The organism is Burkholderia sp., from assembly GCF_018375725.1.
In the GTDB taxonomy this organism is placed as follows: Bacteria; Pseudomonadota; Gammaproteobacteria; order Burkholderiales; family Burkholderiaceae; genus Burkholderia.
On sequence record NZ_JAHACR010000071.1, the window covers coordinates 1 to 15,794 of the forward strand.

The 15,794-nt window shown below is 63.5% G+C and carries 16 protein-coding genes; 3 read left to right on the forward strand and 13 right to left on the reverse strand.

All coding sequences use genetic code 11. From position 1 onward, the window contains the following. Positions 1-477 (forward strand): ATP-binding cassette domain-containing protein (locus KH616_RS11040; RefSeq protein ID WP_292244000.1); only part of this gene is annotated, 477 nt, incomplete at its 5' end. 182 nt (positions 478-659) lie between these two features. Here KH616_RS11040 and fdhE read toward each other — a convergent pair. From fdhE to KH616_RS11095, 11 genes are all read right to left on the reverse strand, one after another. Continuing rightward, positions 660-1,592: a formate dehydrogenase accessory protein FdhE gene (gene fdhE, locus KH616_RS11045; protein WP_292244001.1), complete on the reverse strand. Its 933-nt coding sequence runs from the start codon at positions 1,590-1,592 to the stop codon at positions 660-662. Continuing rightward, positions 1,579-2,235: a formate dehydrogenase subunit gamma gene (locus tag KH616_RS11050; protein WP_292244002.1), complete on the reverse strand. Its 657-nt coding sequence runs from the start codon at positions 2,233-2,235 to the stop codon at positions 1,579-1,581. Before KH616_RS11050 ends, fdhE begins: the two co-directional genes overlap by 14 nt. Before the next feature lie 14 nt (positions 2,236-2,249). Further along, positions 2,250-3,128: a formate dehydrogenase subunit beta gene (gene fdxH / locus KH616_RS11055; RefSeq protein WP_292244004.1), complete on the reverse strand. Its 879-nt coding sequence runs from the start codon at positions 3,126-3,128 to the stop codon at positions 2,250-2,252. Positions 3,129-3,141: 13 nt separating this feature from the next. After that, a complete protein-coding gene (fdnG, locus tag KH616_RS11060; protein ID WP_292244006.1) occupies positions 3,142-6,195 on the reverse strand; it encodes a formate dehydrogenase-N subunit alpha in 3,054 nt (1,017 codons plus the stop codon). A gap of 214 nt (positions 6,196-6,409) precedes the next feature. Further along, positions 6,410-6,718, reverse strand: coding sequence for a hypothetical protein (locus tag KH616_RS11065; RefSeq protein WP_292244007.1), 309 nt, complete (start codon positions 6,716-6,718; stop codon positions 6,410-6,412). Positions 6,719-6,720: 2 nt separating this feature from the next. Continuing rightward, complete coding sequence (locus KH616_RS11070) at positions 6,721-6,909, reverse strand: hypothetical protein (RefSeq protein ID WP_292244009.1); 189 nt, start codon at positions 6,907-6,909, stop codon at positions 6,721-6,723. An 8-nt stretch (positions 6,910-6,917) separates the two neighbouring features. Continuing rightward, positions 6,918-7,268: a sulfur reduction protein DsrE gene (locus KH616_RS11075; RefSeq protein ID WP_292244011.1), complete on the reverse strand. Its 351-nt coding sequence runs from the start codon at positions 7,266-7,268 to the stop codon at positions 6,918-6,920. Between the two features lie 59 nt (positions 7,269-7,327). Continuing rightward, the gene (locus KH616_RS11080) at positions 7,328-7,504 is read right to left on the reverse strand and encodes a hypothetical protein (protein WP_292244012.1); all 177 of its coding nucleotides are present in this window, start codon (positions 7,502-7,504) and stop codon (positions 7,328-7,330) included. 762 nt (positions 7,505-8,266) lie between these two features. Then, on the reverse strand, positions 8,267-9,139 hold the full coding sequence (locus tag KH616_RS11085) for a LysR substrate-binding domain-containing protein (RefSeq protein ID WP_292244013.1): 873 nt from the start codon (positions 9,137-9,139) through the stop codon (positions 8,267-8,269). A 141-nt stretch (positions 9,140-9,280) separates the two neighbouring features. Next, on the reverse strand, positions 9,281-10,075 hold the full coding sequence (locus tag KH616_RS11090; protein WP_292244014.1) for a peptidoglycan DD-metalloendopeptidase family protein: 795 nt from the start codon (positions 10,073-10,075) through the stop codon (positions 9,281-9,283). Positions 10,076-10,622: 547 nt separating this feature from the next. Further along, positions 10,623-11,774, reverse strand: coding sequence for a porin (locus tag KH616_RS11095; protein WP_292244015.1), 1,152 nt, complete (start codon positions 11,772-11,774; stop codon positions 10,623-10,625). A 349-nt stretch (positions 11,775-12,123) separates the two neighbouring features. Between KH616_RS11095 and KH616_RS11100 the strand changes: the two genes are divergently transcribed. Further along, positions 12,124-13,221 (forward strand): OpgC domain-containing protein, encoded by a 1,098-nt coding sequence (locus KH616_RS11100; RefSeq protein WP_292244016.1) that lies wholly within the window; start codon positions 12,124-12,126, stop codon positions 13,219-13,221. A gap of 61 nt (positions 13,222-13,282) precedes the next feature. Continuing rightward, positions 13,283-14,125 (forward strand): alpha/beta hydrolase-fold protein, encoded by an 843-nt coding sequence (locus KH616_RS11105; protein WP_292244017.1) that lies wholly within the window; start codon positions 13,283-13,285, stop codon positions 14,123-14,125. 24 nt (positions 14,126-14,149) lie between these two features. Here KH616_RS11105 and KH616_RS11110 read toward each other — a convergent pair whose 3' ends face one another. Further along, on the reverse strand, positions 14,150-14,845 hold the full coding sequence (locus KH616_RS11110) for a hypothetical protein (RefSeq protein WP_292244019.1): 696 nt from the start codon (positions 14,843-14,845) through the stop codon (positions 14,150-14,152). 204 nt (positions 14,846-15,049) lie between these two features. Next, positions 15,050-15,794 (reverse strand): class I fructose-bisphosphate aldolase (locus KH616_RS11115; protein ID WP_292244021.1); only part of this gene is annotated, 745 nt, incomplete at its 5' end.

Consider the following 15,794-nt stretch of genomic DNA (forward strand, 5'->3'; position numbering starts at 1 on the left):
ACGCTGCGCGAGCCGCTGACGATCCACCGCATCGGCGACCCCGACGCGCGGATCGGGCGCGCACTCACCGAAGTCGGCCTCGGCCCGTCGTTCCGTTTCCGTTATCCGCATCAGCTGTCGGGCGGCCAGCGGCAACGTGTCGCCATCGCGCGCGCACTGATCGTCGAGCCGCGCGTGCTGCTGCTCGACGAGCCGACGTCGGCGCTCGACGTGTCGGTGCAGGCGGAGATCCTCAACCTGCTGCGCCGCCTGCATCGCGAGCGCGAGCTGACGATGATCCTCGTCAGCCACAACCTCGCGGTAATCGGCTTCCTGTGCCAGCGCGTCGCCGTGATGCGGCACGGCGAGATCGTCGAGCAACTGCGTGTCGAGGATGTGCGCGTCGGTCATGTCGCATGCGACTACACGCGCACGCTGCTGCGCGCGACCGAAGGCTACCGACGCATCGATCCGATGATCGACGCGCCCGCCGCCTGACCTGGCGCGCGGCTTGCCCGCGCGCTGCACTGCGCATGCGCGACATGCCGCCGTCCACTCATCCGCCGTTGCCGCCGCGTGACCGCAACGACGGACGCAAAGGCGCCGGGAATTTTCCGGCCTGGACCCAGCGCATGCCGGGCCAGGCTCGGTACCGCCGAAAATTCGCCGTCACCGCGAGATTACGGGGATTCCGATGGCGCCTCGCCGCCCGGAAACGCAAACGGATTGATCCCGGTTCGCATGTATCCCATGCGCTCCGCCTCGAAATCCAGTACGAACGAGGCCAGATCGTCGGCGACGAGTTCAGCTGCCGCATCACGCTCCGAATACAGGATCTTGAGATACCCTTTGCACTCGCCGCACGTTTCGATTTTGATCGCCGCGTCCTTGTCGTCGATCGACCAGTAATCGACCTGCTCGCCGCCCCCGCAACAGGAACACCGTGCACGCACCATGTGCCAACGGCTTTCGCACAATGAACAGTGCAGATAACGCAGCCCGCCCCGATCGCCGCCAAGCACCACACTTCCGCATGGCGATGCGCCGCAGACCCGACAGTGATACGGATCGGCCGCGGCCTCGTCGTGACAGGGACCTCCGGCGAAAGTCGCGACCTGTGCCCATTGCAGCGAAAGCGCCGTCCAGATAAAGACAGCCTCCGACGGATGCACTTCGCCGAATCGCTCATGCAGCAGCGATACGGCTTTGTCCGCCAGCTTCTCCGGCGTCGAGCGCTCGATCGCGCGAATGATTTCACGCACCTCTGGAGCGGCATCGGGTTCGACCGCCCGGCAAATGCGTTTCAATGCGTCGAACCAGTAAAGATCCGCCAGCAGATCGCTTCGCGTCACAGCGCTCGTGCGCGGCATCGCCAGCCGGGCCGGCCGCGCGGCGGGCGGCGTCCAGGGCTGCTCGGCCAGGACGCTCGCCTGCGCGCGAACCAGGCGCGCGACGAAGCGGAGGTACGCCTCTTCGGCGTGCCCCGGCGCGAGGACATTCAGACGCGCCGCGCGCTTCGCATACAGCTCGGCAAGGTTCATCTTCAGCACGCGCTCGATGGATTTCAGCCCGGGCGTACGCTTGTCGAGCGGGACGACATCAATGGTGTTCATGGCCCTTCCCCGGATTGTTCGCTTCCGCCGTCAGCTCGTCGTACCAGCGGTCGTGGTGCTGACGCGCCCAGGCCTTGCTGACATAGCCGGTCAGCATCGACGTGATCGATCCTTTCACCCAGATAGCCAGATAGATATGGCCGATGATCATCAGGATCAGCCCGATGCCTGCGAGCGAGTGACACAGCAGCGCAAGCCGAACGACCGGAATGGGGAAATAGCCGGCGAAATACGCGCGCCAGGCCATCAGCCCGCTGATGAGCAGCACGGAAATCAAGCTCATGATCGACCAGAAAAGAATCTTCTGGCCGGCATTGTATTTGCCGATCTGAAGCTTTTCCCCGTGCTTGTTCAGCAGCACATCCTTCGCGTTCCTGAACCAGATGATATCGGTCTTGACGAACAGGTTGTGATGGGCAAATTTGTAGCACATGAACATCAGCAGCACGAACACCACGATACCCAGGAACGGGTGCAATTCACGGGCCAGCTGAGGCGTCCCGAGTACCGAGTTCATCCAGCTGAGGCTCGGGAAGAACCACGACAGGCCCGACATGGCGACCAGGAAAAAACAGGCGACCATGATCCAGTGACACGCACGCTCGGGAAATTTGGTGCGCAGAATCATATCTTGACGTTTCATCATCATTCCGTCCCTTAGTGCTCGGTTTCGTCTTCATCGGTCGTATTCGGACCGACACCCACGTAATGCATGAACGACCCGGCCAGCGTGGCAATGAATGCCGCCGCCGCGAGCGGCTTGAGCAAGCCTTTCCAGCCGCGCACGACGGGGCTGATCGACGGGTTGTTGGGCAGCTTGTGATACAGCTCCGGTTTGTCGGCATGCTGGAGGACATACATGACGTGCGTGCCGCCCACGCCCTGCGGGTCGTAAAGCCCCGCCCCCTTGTAGCCGCGTCCGTGCAGTTCTTCCACGCGCGATGCCGCGAGGTCCTTCATTTCTTCCTTGCTGCCGAACGAGATTGCTCCGGTCGGACATGACTTCACGCATGCGGGCTCCTGCCCGGCCGTGACGCGGTCGACGCACAACGTGCACTTGTACACGCGGTTGTCGGCCTTGTTGATGCGCGGAATGTTGAACGGGCAACCGGCGATGCAGTAGCCGCAGCCGATGCAGTTCTCGGACTGGAAATCCACGATGCCGTTGGCATACTGAATAATCGCGCCGGGGCTCGGGCAAGCCTTCAGACAGCCAGGCTCCTCGCAGTGCATGCAGCCGTCCTTGCGGATCAGCCATTCCAGTTTCCCGTCCTCCTTGATGTGCTCGTCGAATCGCATCAACGTCCACGTTTTCGCCGAGAGGTCGCGCGGGTTGTCGTAGACGCCGGTGCAGGTGCCGACTTCGTCACGGATGTCGTTCCACTCGGAGCATGCAACCTGGCATGCCTTGCAGCCGATACAGATGGACACGTCGATCAGCTTGGCGACTTCCTGCTGGTGATCGCGTGCGCGGGGCGCCGGCGTCGCCGAATTGGTGGCGGAGCGGCGGATGATGTCTTGAGGTTGAATGGACACTTGTTAAACCTTCCTAGGCCTTTTCGACGTTGACGAGGAACGCCTTGTATTCCGGTGTTTGCGAGTTTGCGTCGCCGACACGAGGGCTCAGCGTGTTCGCGAGGTAACCCTTCTTCGCGGCGCCTTCGAAGCCCCAGACACAGGGAATGCCGATCGTGTCCAGGGATTCACCCATGACATCGAGGGTGCGCACGCGCTTCGTCACCACGGCTTTCGCCTTGATGTAGCCGCGATACGACGACACCTTCACCATGTCGCCCGCCTTGATGCCCTTCTTTTCCGCGAGCGTTTCGCCGATTTCGACAAACTGCTCGGGCTGCATGATGGCGTTCAGGCGGGACTGCTTCGTCCAGTGCCGGAACAGCTCGGTGATGCCGTAGGTCGTCGCGACATACGGGAATTCCTTGGGACTCCCCATGCGGACCTGATCGTCATGGAACAGCCGGACGGTCGGATTGTTCTTCACCGCCGGATGCAGCGGGTTCACCGCGAGCGGGCTTTCGATCGGCTCGTAATGCTCCGGGAACGGACCGTCGACCAGCCCGTTGACCGAAAACAGTCGTCCGACACCTTCCGGGATCATGATGAACGGCCCGATCGGGCTGCCCGGCGGCGCCGTCAGCGGGTAGTCGGGATTGTCGAAGCCCGTCCAGCGGGACCCGTTCCATTCGATGATTTTCCGCTTCGGATCCCACGGCTTGCCTGCCGGGTCGAGCGACGCACGGTTATAGAGAATGCGGCGATTGGCCGGCCACGACCATGCCCAGCCCGGCGTGCATCCGATGCCGGATGGATCCGAGTTGTCGCGCCGGGACATCTGGTTGCCTTCCTGCGTCCACGACCCCGTAAACACCCAGTTGAGACTCGCGGTCGTCCCGTCGTCGCGCAAGTGCGCGTACTCGGACAGCTGCTCGCCCTTCCTGGCGATCAGTTTTCCCTGCGGATCGTACAGATCCGCCAACGCCACGCCATTGGTCTCGCGCGCGACTTCCTCCGGCGTCGGGTCTTCCGGATTGATGTAGTCCCACGTCATGTTGAGAACCGGTGCAGGATTCGCGCCGCCTTCCTTGCGGTACAGTTCGCGCAGCCGCGTGAACAGGCCGCCGATGATCGCGCCGTCCAGCTTTGCCTCGTGCGGCGGATTGGCGCCGGCAAAGTGCCATTGCAGCCAGCGGCTCGAATTGACGATCGATCCGTTTTCTTCCGCGAAACACGTCGACGGCAGACGGAACACCTCGGTCTGAATCGTGGACGGATCCACGTCGTGCTGCTCGCCGTGGTTCTGCCAGAAGACCGACGTTTCCGTCTTCAGCGGATCGATGACGACCAGGTATTTCAGCCTGGCAAGCGCCTGCTGCGTCTTGTTCTTGTCCGGCAAAGCGGCCAGCGGGTTGAAGCCTTGCACGACGTAACCGTTGACCTTGCCGTCGAACATCCGGTCGAAGTACGCGAGCACGTCATGGCTCTTGTCCCACTTGGGCAGCCAGTCGAAGCCCCAGCTGTTTTCCTTCGTCGCCTTGTCGCCCCAGAAGGTCTTCATCAGGCTCACGAAATACGCGGGCGTGTTGCGAAAGCCGTTGACCTCGCCCGGCACGACATCGTGAGGCGTCGTCTCGCGCAGGTACTGCTCGAGCGTGCTCTGATGCTCGGACGGCAGGTTCATGTAACCGGGCAGACGCAGCGACAGCAGGCCGAGGTCCGTGTATCCCTGAATATTCGAGTGTCCGCGCAGTGCGTTCACCCCGCCGCCGGGCATGCCGATATTGCCCAGCAGCAACTGAATCATGGCCGCGCCGCGAATGATCTGCGAGCCGCTGCTGTGCTGCGTCCAGCCGAGGGCGTAAAGGAACGTCGCCGTCCGGTCCGGCACACTGGTTTCCGCCAGGAGGTTGCAGATCTCCAGGAAATCGTCCTGCTTCACGCCGCATACCTTGGCGACGACTTCCGGCGTATACCGCGCCACATGCTTCTGGAGCAGATTCAGCACGCAACGCGGATGCTCGAAGGTAGGATCGGTCTTGATGTGGCCATTGCCATCCAGCTCATAGGCCCAGCTCGACTGATCGTATTTCTTCGTCTCGGGGTTGTAGCCGCTGAACAGACCGTCGTGAAAGCCGTAGTCCTGACGGACGATCATCGAGGCGTTGGTATACGCCTTGACGTATTCCTTTTGAATCTTCCCGTTTTTCAGCAGGAAGTTCACGACACCCATCAGAAACGCCGTGTCCGAACCGGCACGGATAGGCGAGTACAGATCCGCCACGGACGCGCTGCGGTTAAAGCGAGGATCGATCACGACGACCTTCGCATGGTTCTTGATCTTGGCCTCGATGACCCACTTGAAACCGACCGGGTGCGCCTCGGCGGGGTTGCCGCCCATGATGATCACGACGTTGGCATTCCGGATGTCGACCCAGTTGTTGGTCATGGCGCCGCGCCCGAACGTCGGGGACAATGCCGCCGGCGTCGGCGCGTGACAGACCCGGGCCTGGCTGTCCATGCCGAGCATGCCCAGCGCGCGGGTGAACTTCTGGTCGAGCGCGCCGGTTTCGTTGCTTGCCGCCGAGGAGCAGAGCATCCCCGTCGTGAGCCAGCGGTTGACGATGCGGCCGTCCTTGGTTTTTTCCTCGAAGTTGGCGTCGCGATCGTCCTTCATCAATCGCGCAATGCGCGTGAAGGCGTCATCCCAACTGATGCGCTTCCATTCGTTCGAGCCGGGCGCCCGGTATTCCGGATATTGCGTGCGGTTGTCGCTATGGATGAAGTCGAGCAGCCCCGCGCCCTTCGGACACAGGGAACCGCGGCTCACCGGATGGTCCGTATCACCCTCGATTTGGAAAATGCTCGGATGCGCATTCTTCGCGCCGTCGCCCAGGCTGTAAAGCAGCAAGCCGCAGCCGACCGAGCAGTACGTACAGTTGTTTCGGGTCTCCTTCGCGCGAAGAAGCTTGTATTGCCTCGATTGAGAGGCGTGCGCCAGCGTCGGGCTGAATCCCAACGCTATCGCCGTAGTGCCGACCGCACCGGCCCCGCACAATTTGATGAATTGTCTTCTACCAACGTTCACAACGGCTCCTTGTTCCGGTAACTGTCGATGCATCCCCGCTTCGCTCGCACGATCGCTCGTTCTGCAAGCGATTCGTCGCCAAGATGGGTGGAGACGAGCATGAATCGACACTCATTGACCCAAATTCCCAGTCTTCAAAAACACGACTACAGGTCTTCTCTCGATAAATTGGCCTCCTTCCCCGGCAATCCTCGATAAGACAATTTGCTGAAAATCAAACAACAGTCGCTTGCTTAGTCATCCTGCTTTTGTATTGGGCAAACTGATTGGCAATGCCAGTGCGGCAGGTGCGATCGTTTCGGCCTAACGTCGGGGGATCAGCGGCAGCGCGTCGCCTGTCGGCGTCAATGTCGGTGCCGGCCGGCAAGGGCCTGCGTTCGGCACGCGTCGACGGATCGATCGGTACGAGGCGGCGGTCAAGCGCGCGGCATGCCATGACAACGGCCCATGCCGCAGCCGGCTTCACGCCAAGCGACTCGAGCACGACCACACCCGCCGATCCCTGATGGATCGGGGTGTGCATGCTCAGGTATTCAGCTGGGTATCGCCGACCGCGTTGGCCGTCTTCTCGATCGCTCGCGTCGCCGTCACGCGACCGATGTCACGCTGTGAGGGCAGCGACTTCGTCTGCGCCCGCGCAACAGCAATCGCGATCGTCGCGCATGGCGCTGCCACGCCGGTCGCGCCGGCGATGAATGCTCTGTGGGTTGTCATGGCGGGCCTCAGTCGTTGAGGCTCGAGCGGATGCCACGCATGAGCGAACCGCCGACAATGTGCGCGCCGGGAATAGGGTTGTGCTCGTCGGACTTGCGATTGTTGCGGGGCGGCGAGCAGACGAAAATCTCGCCTGCCGCTTCGACGAAGCGATGAGTGAGCGCCATGAGCGGCAAGACGCCGACTTCATGGGCGTTGGCGGAATGACCGGCCTGAGACAGGCAGATCCCTTCGATGCTCGGGAATCCAACGACTTCCTTCTCGCCTGCAGCCGCTACGTTTGCGACTGCGCAGGTGACCGTTGCACGGTCGGTATTGTCCTTGGCTCGAGTCAGACTGACCACGAATTTTCCAGACACGATTTACTCCAAATGCGACTGGTGGGGAACAGGCAGACGCTGCGCCACCCTGCGCAGCATCATGATTTGACCTCGATCACGAAGATGCCGTTAGTCGGCCTGTCATGCGGCAATGGATGACCGGTCATGGGGTGAAACACGGCAATATCCTCAACAGCACTGGGGGAACGGATGCAATCAGGGCAGATAACCCGCACCGACATCGCCTTCCACCGGTGGCGGATCTGCGCAGTCATTCGGTACAGCCCAATTACCGGTAGCCGTTCAACATCCCATGTCTCGATTGCGTTCAGCGCAAGCTTTAGCGCAATCAAGCCCCGCCACTTTCATGTCGTGATCGATTGTCAAGGGCGCACTATGACACAGTGCGCAACGATTGTGAATCGCGCAACGGGTTACAGACACGTGACAGGACAAGGCTTTCGGAATGTCCCGGCATCGGGTTGACGAAGCGAGACGATGATGGTGCGCGCCACTTTCCGGGAGCGCACGACCGCGCCGCCGACCGGGTTCCGCCCTCCATGTCTGCGACGTCCCCGATGAAGCGCAATCGCCGCATAACAGCCCGCAGCAAGCGTTGCGGCATCCCATCGAGGCAGTTAATCGTCCCCTCGATACGTGGCGGACCAGGTCCACCGCCGGCGAGACGTCGGCCTGCACTTGCCAAGACCGCGTGTTCGCGGCGAAGCACAATTTCACGCTGGATCGCGCGAGCGACTGTACTTTGTTTCACGGCGCGTCGGCGCACACGTATGCGTCAATTTGACGCATACGTGTGCGCTCGAGACACAGGATCGCGGCGTGCCGTCCGATCCGTTTGTTGAACGGCAATTGTGTTCCCGCACCTCAGTCGCTGGCGTGGATGACAAGCCACATGGTTGTCGAGCGACATGAACCATCCATCGATGCCCCACTGATTGCCGTCATGACGTATCCGGAACGCGCGGGCGAACGTTCGGCGTGCATCGGGGCACCCGCGCCTGGTCCGCAGTCCCGCTTCAGTCGCGATGGTGCGAAATCCAGTCGCTGAATGCGCGGATCTTTTGCTGGCTGGCGACGCTTTCCGGATAGACGAAGAAGTAGCGCGCGCCGGTATCGAGCACGATGTCGAACGGCCGCTCGAGCCGCCGGGCGCTGACGTCGTCGTCGACGAGCGTCACGTCGCCGATCGCGACGCCAAAGCCCTGCATCGCCGCGTTCGTCGCGAGATCGAGCGTGTCGAAGCTCGGCCCGCGCTCGGGATCGACCGCGCCCGCGCCCGCATGGTCGAGCCACGCGCGCCAGTCGCGATGATCGCGCGTCGGGTGCAGCAGCGTATGGCGGGCAAGATCGCCGACCGCATCGAGCGGCAACGCCTGGCGCAACTCCGGCGCGCAGACAGGCGTCAGCCGCTCGTCGAACAGCGGCAGCGCGCACACGCCCGCGCCCGGCGACGTCCCGTAGACGATCGCCGCATCGAATGGCTCGGTCGAGAAATCGATATCGTGCTGCCACGCGGTCGTGATCTGCACATGCAGATCGGGATGCTCGCCCTGGAAACGCATGATGCGCGGCAGCATCCAGCGCATGATGCAGGTCGGCACCTTCAACGCGAGATCCGTGCGCTGGCGCGTGAGCTTCAGCGAGATATCTTCGATCCGCGCAAAGATGTCGTTGACGACCGGCAGCAGCTGCTCGCCATCGGGTGTCAACGTCAACCCCTTCGCGTGACGCTTGAAGAGCGGAAAGCCGTAATGCGCTTCGAGCGTCTGGATCTGGCGGCTCACCGCGCCCTGCGTGATGCACAGTTGCTCGGCCGCGCGCGTAAAGCTTCGGTGGCGCGCCACTGTCGAGAAAATCTGCAGTGCGTGCAAGGGAGGAAGTCGGCGCATGGCGAAGCGATGTGGACAGAGGGGTCACACGCGCCGCCGGCGCGTGCAGACCGACACGATAAGCCAAACGCCGCTTTTACGCGAGGCGGCGGCCCCGGTGCGTCAGGCGCCTGCCAGTACAGCCGCCGCCGCGGAATGCCCTCAGCCCGCCGACGCCGGCAGATACGGCAGCGGATTGACCGGCTTGCCGTCGCGCCGCACCTCGAACAGCAGCGCGACATGCGTGTTGTCGACGTCGCCCATCTCCGCGATCTTGTCGCCCTGGCGGACGACATCGCCGGTCTTCACCAGCACCTTGCGGTTGTGCGCGTATGCGGTCAGGAAATCCGCATTGTGCTGGACGATGATCAGGCTGCCGTACCCGTTCAGGCCGACGCCTGCATACATGACGCGGCCGGCGGCCGCGGCGCGGACCGGATCGCCGACATGCCCCTCGATCTGGATGCCGCGATTCTGCCCGGGCTTGAACTGCTCGACGATGTCGCCGCGCGCAGGCCACGTCAGCGCGACGTCACTCGCATGACGCTTCGTCTGCTCGACCACCAGCCTGTCGCGGGCGGTTTGCGCACCCGGCTGACCCGATACGGCGGACGATGCCGGCGCGGCCTCCTTCGTCACGATCCGCAACGCCTGTCCGGCACGCAGCCGATGGCGTGCGCCGAGCCGGTTCCATGCGCGCAGGTCGGCAACGCTGCAGCCGTTTGCCGCGGCGATCCCGGCCAGCGTATCGCCGCGCCTGACGACATAGCGGTGCGTCACCGTGACGAAGGTCGCCGCATTCGTCGTCGCGGCGGACGACAACGCGCCCTGCTCCGACGTGCCCGCGAGCGTATCGCTGGGCGGGACGGGCGGTGTGCTCGCACATCCCGCCATGACAAGAACGGCGGCCAGGCCGGACAGCCACGCCGCCTTGCGGTAAATCTCGTGCTTGTCCATGCTCGACTTGACTCCCGTTTGACAATCTTACAAGCATCTCAAAAATGAACTGGCCGACGTGTAACCGGATGCAAGCATTGATGACAAACGATCACGCACCGGGTGGCAACACGACACTCGATGCTGTGAATACGGCCAAATTGGGAAAAACTTGACGCCAAGCGACGCAATTTGCGTAAAAAATTCCAGCCGGCGCATGAATATTTCATGCGGCCTACGGCGCGGCATGATGCCGCGCCGGCAGGTGGGCAACAGTCGCTCGTTCATCGCGGCATGTCGGCCAGTTTCCGGTTTCGCCCCCGCTTCTGCTCGCTGTCGAGGCCCGTCATCCATCCATCACGTCACCCGGTCGGCCGCTCCCCCGGCGGTCATCGCCGCTCGGCGGCGTGTGATGTCATCGACCGTTAGTTGCAATCAAGCGCCCCGGCGCCCTCATCGTTGCGCCTGGCCGGATACGAAAAGCACTCAGCCGGCCTGACGGGCCGGCTGAGTGCCGATTCGATCACGTTCCGCACACGATGCACCGCGCATCGCATGCCAGCCGTTGTCAGAACTGGTGACGGATCCCCGCGCGAACCGAGAGCTGGTTCGAGGACGTCGACGGACCGTCCGTGCCCAGCACGTAGCCGCCGTCCGCGACCGTTCCGGTCTTGTCGCCGGCCACTTTCTGCCATGCGCCCTGCAGATAGATGTCGGTGTGCTTCGACAGGTTGTAGTCGGCCATCAGGCCCACGGTGTGGTATTTCGGCTTGATCGTGCCCGATGCGGCCTCGAACTTGCCGTCCGTGTAGACATATTGCGCACCGAGGAAGAAGTCCGGCGTCAGTTCGTATTTGCCATTGATCTCGAAGTTCTGGAACTTCATCGCCGTCATGCCGAGGCCGGCGAACGTCGATGTCGGCAGATATGCGGTCGACACCGGATTCTTCACGTCGGTTCGGGTGTACGCGAAACCGAGCGTGGCTGCCCCGAACGTGTAGTTGATGCCCCCGCCAAAGATGCGCAAGCGATCGGCGACAAAGTTCGCGTCGTTCGTGATCGCACCTGCCGCACCGTTGCCCGGATTGTTTGCCTGCAAATACGCAGCCGCGACTTGCAGGCCGTCCATCACGTACTGCGCACCGACGCTGTACTGGCGGTTGTCACCGAAGCTCGTGCTGTTGGCGAAGCTATACGTGCCGCCGAACGACAGGCCACGCCATTCCGGGCTCGCATACTTGACGGTGTTGCTGACCCGGAACGAGTTTTCCGTGTTGTCGTTGTCGAACGGGTGCGAGAACAGCGTGCCGGCCCAGTTTCCGTTTGCGGTCATCGGCGCGAGGTAGTCGACGAGCGAGTCGTACTGGCGGCCGAAGGTCAGCGTGCCGAATTGCGCCTGCGACAGGCCGATGTATGCCTGACGGCCGAACATGCGGCCGTCCTGACCGATATGGCCGTTGTTGATGTCGAAGCCGCTCTCCAGCCTGAAGACCGCCTGCACGCCGCCGCCCAGGTCTTCCCTGCCACGCAGCCCCCAACGGCTGCCTTGCAGGAAACCGCTCCCCAGCTGGAAATTGGATTTGCCCGCGCCGTTCACGCTGACGTTGTTGGTGAAATTGAAGCCCTCGTCGATCAGGCCATACAGCGTCACGCTGTTCTGTGCGAACGCCGGTGCGGCGAACGCGACAAGTGCGGCAGCGAATATGCCGTGTTTTTTCATTATTGAGCCTCCCAAGCCTGAAAATCCCGCGTCTCGTGCAACGCATGCCGCATGCGTGTCCTGCCCGCCGGGCGGGGCGGCACGGCGTCGCCGGCCGCTGGGAGGGCGAAATAGTGTCATGTCAGGCATCGGGCGTCCACCGCACAGCGCCTTATCCACTGAAAGCGTTGTGTAATACCCACTCATCCCGCCGGCCGAATTCGGGCATTTGTCTGCGTCATGGGGTCACAGCACGCCATCCGCACAAACCCTTAAAACGGCGCATCGGTGGCACAATGCACATCCTTTTCTCATCTCTTCACGAAGTTATGCGTCACCGCGATCCATGCGCGCGCCCGGAGGCGTGCCGATGACCGCCGCTGCCCGGCCCGGCCGTTACGCCGAGCTCTATTTCTTCCGCGGACTCGTGCTGCTCGTCATCGTCGTCGACCATATCGGCGGCAGCATCCTGTCGCGCGTCACGCTGCACGCGTACGCCCTGTGCGACGCTGCGGAAGTATTCGTATTCCTCGGCGGCTTCGCGACCGCGATCGCATACAACTCGCTCGCCGAACGGCACGACGAAGCCGTCGCGCGCCAGCGCTTCATCAAGCGCGCGTTCGAAATCTACCGGGCCTTCCTCGTCACGGCCGGCCTGATGCTGCTGATCACCGCCGTGCTGAACGCGCTGGCGATCGACGGCCCCAACATGCCGACCAACGATCTCGACGGCCTGATCCATCGCCCGCTCGCCGCGCTGCGCGACATCCTGCTGTTCAGGCGCCAGCCCTATCTCGCGTCGGTATTGCCGATGTACGCATTCTTCGCGCTGCTCGTCCCGCTCACGCTGCCGCTCGCGCGCAGCCAGCCGTGGATGCTGCTCGGATTCAGCGTGTCGCTGTGGTACGCCGCACCGCATACCGCACGCTATCTGCCGGCCGTCGACGGCGCGCCGTGGGACTTCAATCCGTTCGCGTGGCAGCTTCTGTTCGTGCTCGGCGTGGTGTCGCGGTGCCAGCCGGTCTACCAGACGCTCGCGCCCAAGCCGCAAGGCTGGCTGCTGACGGCGACCGCACTCGCGATTGTCGCGGCCGGCGCGCATTACCGGCTGCGCATCGAGCCGTTCCCGACCGATCCGTCGATCAAGGAGAACCTCGGCGCGCTTCGGCTCGTGAACTTCCTCGCGATCGCCTGGCTCGCGGCCAAGCTCGTGCATCTCGGCTGGATGAAAAAAGTCGCGCATGCGATGCCGTGGATCGGCACGATCGGGCGCAAAGGCCTGCTGAGCTTCGTCGCCGGCACCGCCATCTCGCTCGCCGTCGACTCGCTGCTGTACCAGGCGACCGACGGCTATCTGGATGTACCGCTCGGCCTGACCGCCGATGTCGCCGCAATGGGGCTGCTCTATCTCGTCGCGAAATTTTATGCGCCGCTGATCTCGAGACTCACGTTCCGCACACGGCAATAACCTGCCGGGCCGTCATCCGACGCTGTTACGATATGCAACGCTTGTCCTGACCCCACTTGCCATGCGTCGACTTCTCCTTCTTCTCGCCGCCGTGCTGACCGCCGGTTTCGTCGAATCCGCCCAGGCGGCCGACAGCAGCATCGCCACGCGCACATTCCGCTCGGCGGCGCTGCAGCGCGACTGGTCGTACACCGTCTACCTGCCGCCCGGCTACAACGCCGACGGCGCGCGGTTTCCAGTGCTGTATCTGCTGCACGGCAACGCCGGCAATGCCAACGACTGGATCACGCAGGGCCGGCTTCAGGCCACCGCGGACTCGCTGATCGACCATCACGACATCCCGCCCGTCGTGATCGTGATGCCGCAAGGCGGCACCGACTGGTATGTCGACCGCAAGGAGCGGATGCAAAGCGCGTTCCTCAACGATTTGCTGCCGGACGTCGAGGCGCACTTCGGGGTGTCGAACCAGCGCGCGGGACGCGCGATCGGCGGCGTATCGATGGGCGGCTTCGGCGCGCTGCGCTTCGCGATGCTCGAACCCGGCCTTTTCTGTGGCGCGATGCTGCTGAGCCCCGCGATCTACGCGAACGAGCCGCCGCTCAATTCCGCGGCCCGTTATGTCGGCGTGTTCGGCGACAAGCAGTTCGAGCCGCATGTCTGGCACGACCTGAACTATCCGGCGCTGTGGCGCAGCTATTTCGCGCGCAACTGGCGCGTGCCGATGTTCATCGCCGCGGGCGACGACGACCTGACGATCCAGGCCGAATCGAGCGTGCTGTATACCCAGCTGCGGCGCGCACAAAATCCTGCCGAACTGCGCATCGTCGATGGCGGCCACACATGGGACGTGTGGCGTGTCCTGATCGGGCCGGCGCTCAAGTACACGCTCGATTGCGTGAAGTGAAGCAGGAAGTCGGAGCCAGCGCGCTCAGTGTCCGCGGTAGAGCTTCGCGACGGTGTCGTCTTTCGGCATCGGCCGCCGCGCGACCCCGGCGTGCAGGCTGAATCCGCGTCCTTGATGCAACGAACGCGTCGGCTTGCCGCCGCCCTGCCATTGAGTCGTGGTCTGCAATGCGCGGGCCTTCGGCGGCGGACAGCCGGGCGCCGCGCGTCCCGTACACGATCGCGCGGCAAGCGCGCGGCCCTGTTTGTGTCCTGCCGTCACACGCTGCACGACGGCGCTTCCCGCCCGCTTCGCCATGCCGTCCGCACGTTGGCCTACGCCCGCGCCACCACCTTCATCGGCCGAGACGCGAGCGTCATTGGCCAGATGAAAGGCGTAGACGGGCAACGACGGCATGGGCAGCGGCGGACGGTCGGATCGCGCAGCCTGATCCGCGGGCGCAGGCAAGTCGGCGATGACCGTCGTCACGACCGAGGCATCCTGCGCACGACAGGCGGAACCGGCGCTGCACATCCGGTCGAACACGACGTAGCCGCCGAATAGCAGGACGAGCGTCGCGATACTCAGTACCGGCGCGGTACTCGCGCGGGGCTGCTGAACGGCGGCATCGTGCAGAAAGTGCGAAAGACGCGCGACCCATGTGCCGGACGATCGCGCCGGCGCACCGGCAAGCGCGGTGCCGGCGTGCGTTTCGAACGGCCAGCCTCGCCGGCCGCACACGGGACACCGCTCCAGCGAGCGGAACGCCACGAAGCCGCACTGTCTGCACCGGCAGCAAACGGACGGCAGCGATCCGATACGACGATTCGAGACACGCCTCACAGTGTCGCGCGCATTGACTTTCCGATTGAGTAGGACTTGCATGGCTCGGGCACATCGACATGACTGACTGCACAAATGGAATCCCGCCGGATTCATTTCAGTCTAGTGCTCCATCGCGACATCGTACTGGCCGCGGCACGCCGCACCGTTCAGGCGTGCACGTCTGAGCAACGCGTCCTGTGCGTCGCGAACGTTCGACGCCTGTCCCTTCCATGCGGCAAGCGGAGGTTCCTGCAATGCGCGTCCATAGGAAAAGCTCAACAGCCACGGGCGCCCGGCGATGCGATTCATCGCGTCGAGATGGGCCGTCGCTTCCTCCGGCGTCTGGCCGCCGGACAGAAAGAATATGCCGGGGACTTCCGCCGGAACGGTACGGCGCAGGAGGCGAACCGTCGCATCGGCCACTTCCGCGGGCGTCGATTGCCCGTCATGCGCTTTGCCCGCCACTACCATGCTGGGCTTGAGCAGCATGTGGTCAAGCACGACCCGATGCCGATGCAGCGCGTCGAACACGGCGTGCAGAACCGCATCGGTCACGTCGGCGCAGCGTTCGAGCGAATGGTCACCGTCCATCAGGACTTCCGGCTCGACGATCGGCACGACGCCCGCCTCCTGACAGATCGCCGCATAGCGCGCCAATGCTTCGGCATTGGCCGCGATCGCGAGGCGGCTCGGCAGCGTCGCGGAGACGTTGTAGACCGCGCGCCATTTCGCGAAACGCGCGCCTTGCTGCCTGTATCGATCGAGGCGTAGCGCGAGTCCGTCCAGCCCCTGCGTGATTTCATCGCCCGGCGCATGCGCAAGCGGAATCTTGCCCGCATCGACCTTGATGCCGGGGACAATGCCC

Coding starts and splice junctions, on each gene's coding strand:
- fdhE (WP_292244001.1), bottom strand. CDS start 1,592: ATGAACACCATTGATGTCGTCCCGCTCGACAAGCGTACGCCCGGGCTG.
- KH616_RS11050 (WP_292244002.1), bottom strand. CDS start 2,235: ATGAAACGTCAAGATATGATTCTGCGCACCAAATTTCCCGAGCGTGCG.
- KH616_RS11065 (WP_292244007.1), bottom strand. CDS start 6,718: ATGCACACCCCGATCCATCAGGGATCGGCGGGTGTGGTCGTGCTCGAG.
- KH616_RS11070 (WP_292244009.1), bottom strand. CDS start 6,909: ATGACAACCCACAGAGCATTCATCGCCGGCGCGACCGGCGTGGCAGCG.
- KH616_RS11080 (WP_292244012.1), bottom strand. CDS start 7,504: ATGACTGCGCAGATCCGCCACCGGTGGAAGGCGATGTCGGTGCGGGTT.
- KH616_RS11085 (WP_292244013.1), bottom strand. CDS start 9,139: ATGCGCCGACTTCCTCCCTTGCACGCACTGCAGATTTTCTCGACAGTG.
- KH616_RS11090 (WP_292244014.1), bottom strand. CDS start 10,075: ATGGACAAGCACGAGATTTACCGCAAGGCGGCGTGGCTGTCCGGCCTG.
- KH616_RS11095 (WP_292244015.1), bottom strand. CDS start 11,774: ATGAAAAAACACGGCATATTCGCTGCCGCACTTGTCGCGTTCGCCGCA.
- KH616_RS11100 (WP_292244016.1), top strand. CDS start 12,124: ATGACCGCCGCTGCCCGGCCCGGCCGTTACGCCGAGCTCTATTTCTTC.
- KH616_RS11105 (WP_292244017.1), top strand. CDS start 13,283: ATGCGTCGACTTCTCCTTCTTCTCGCCGCCGTGCTGACCGCCGGTTTC.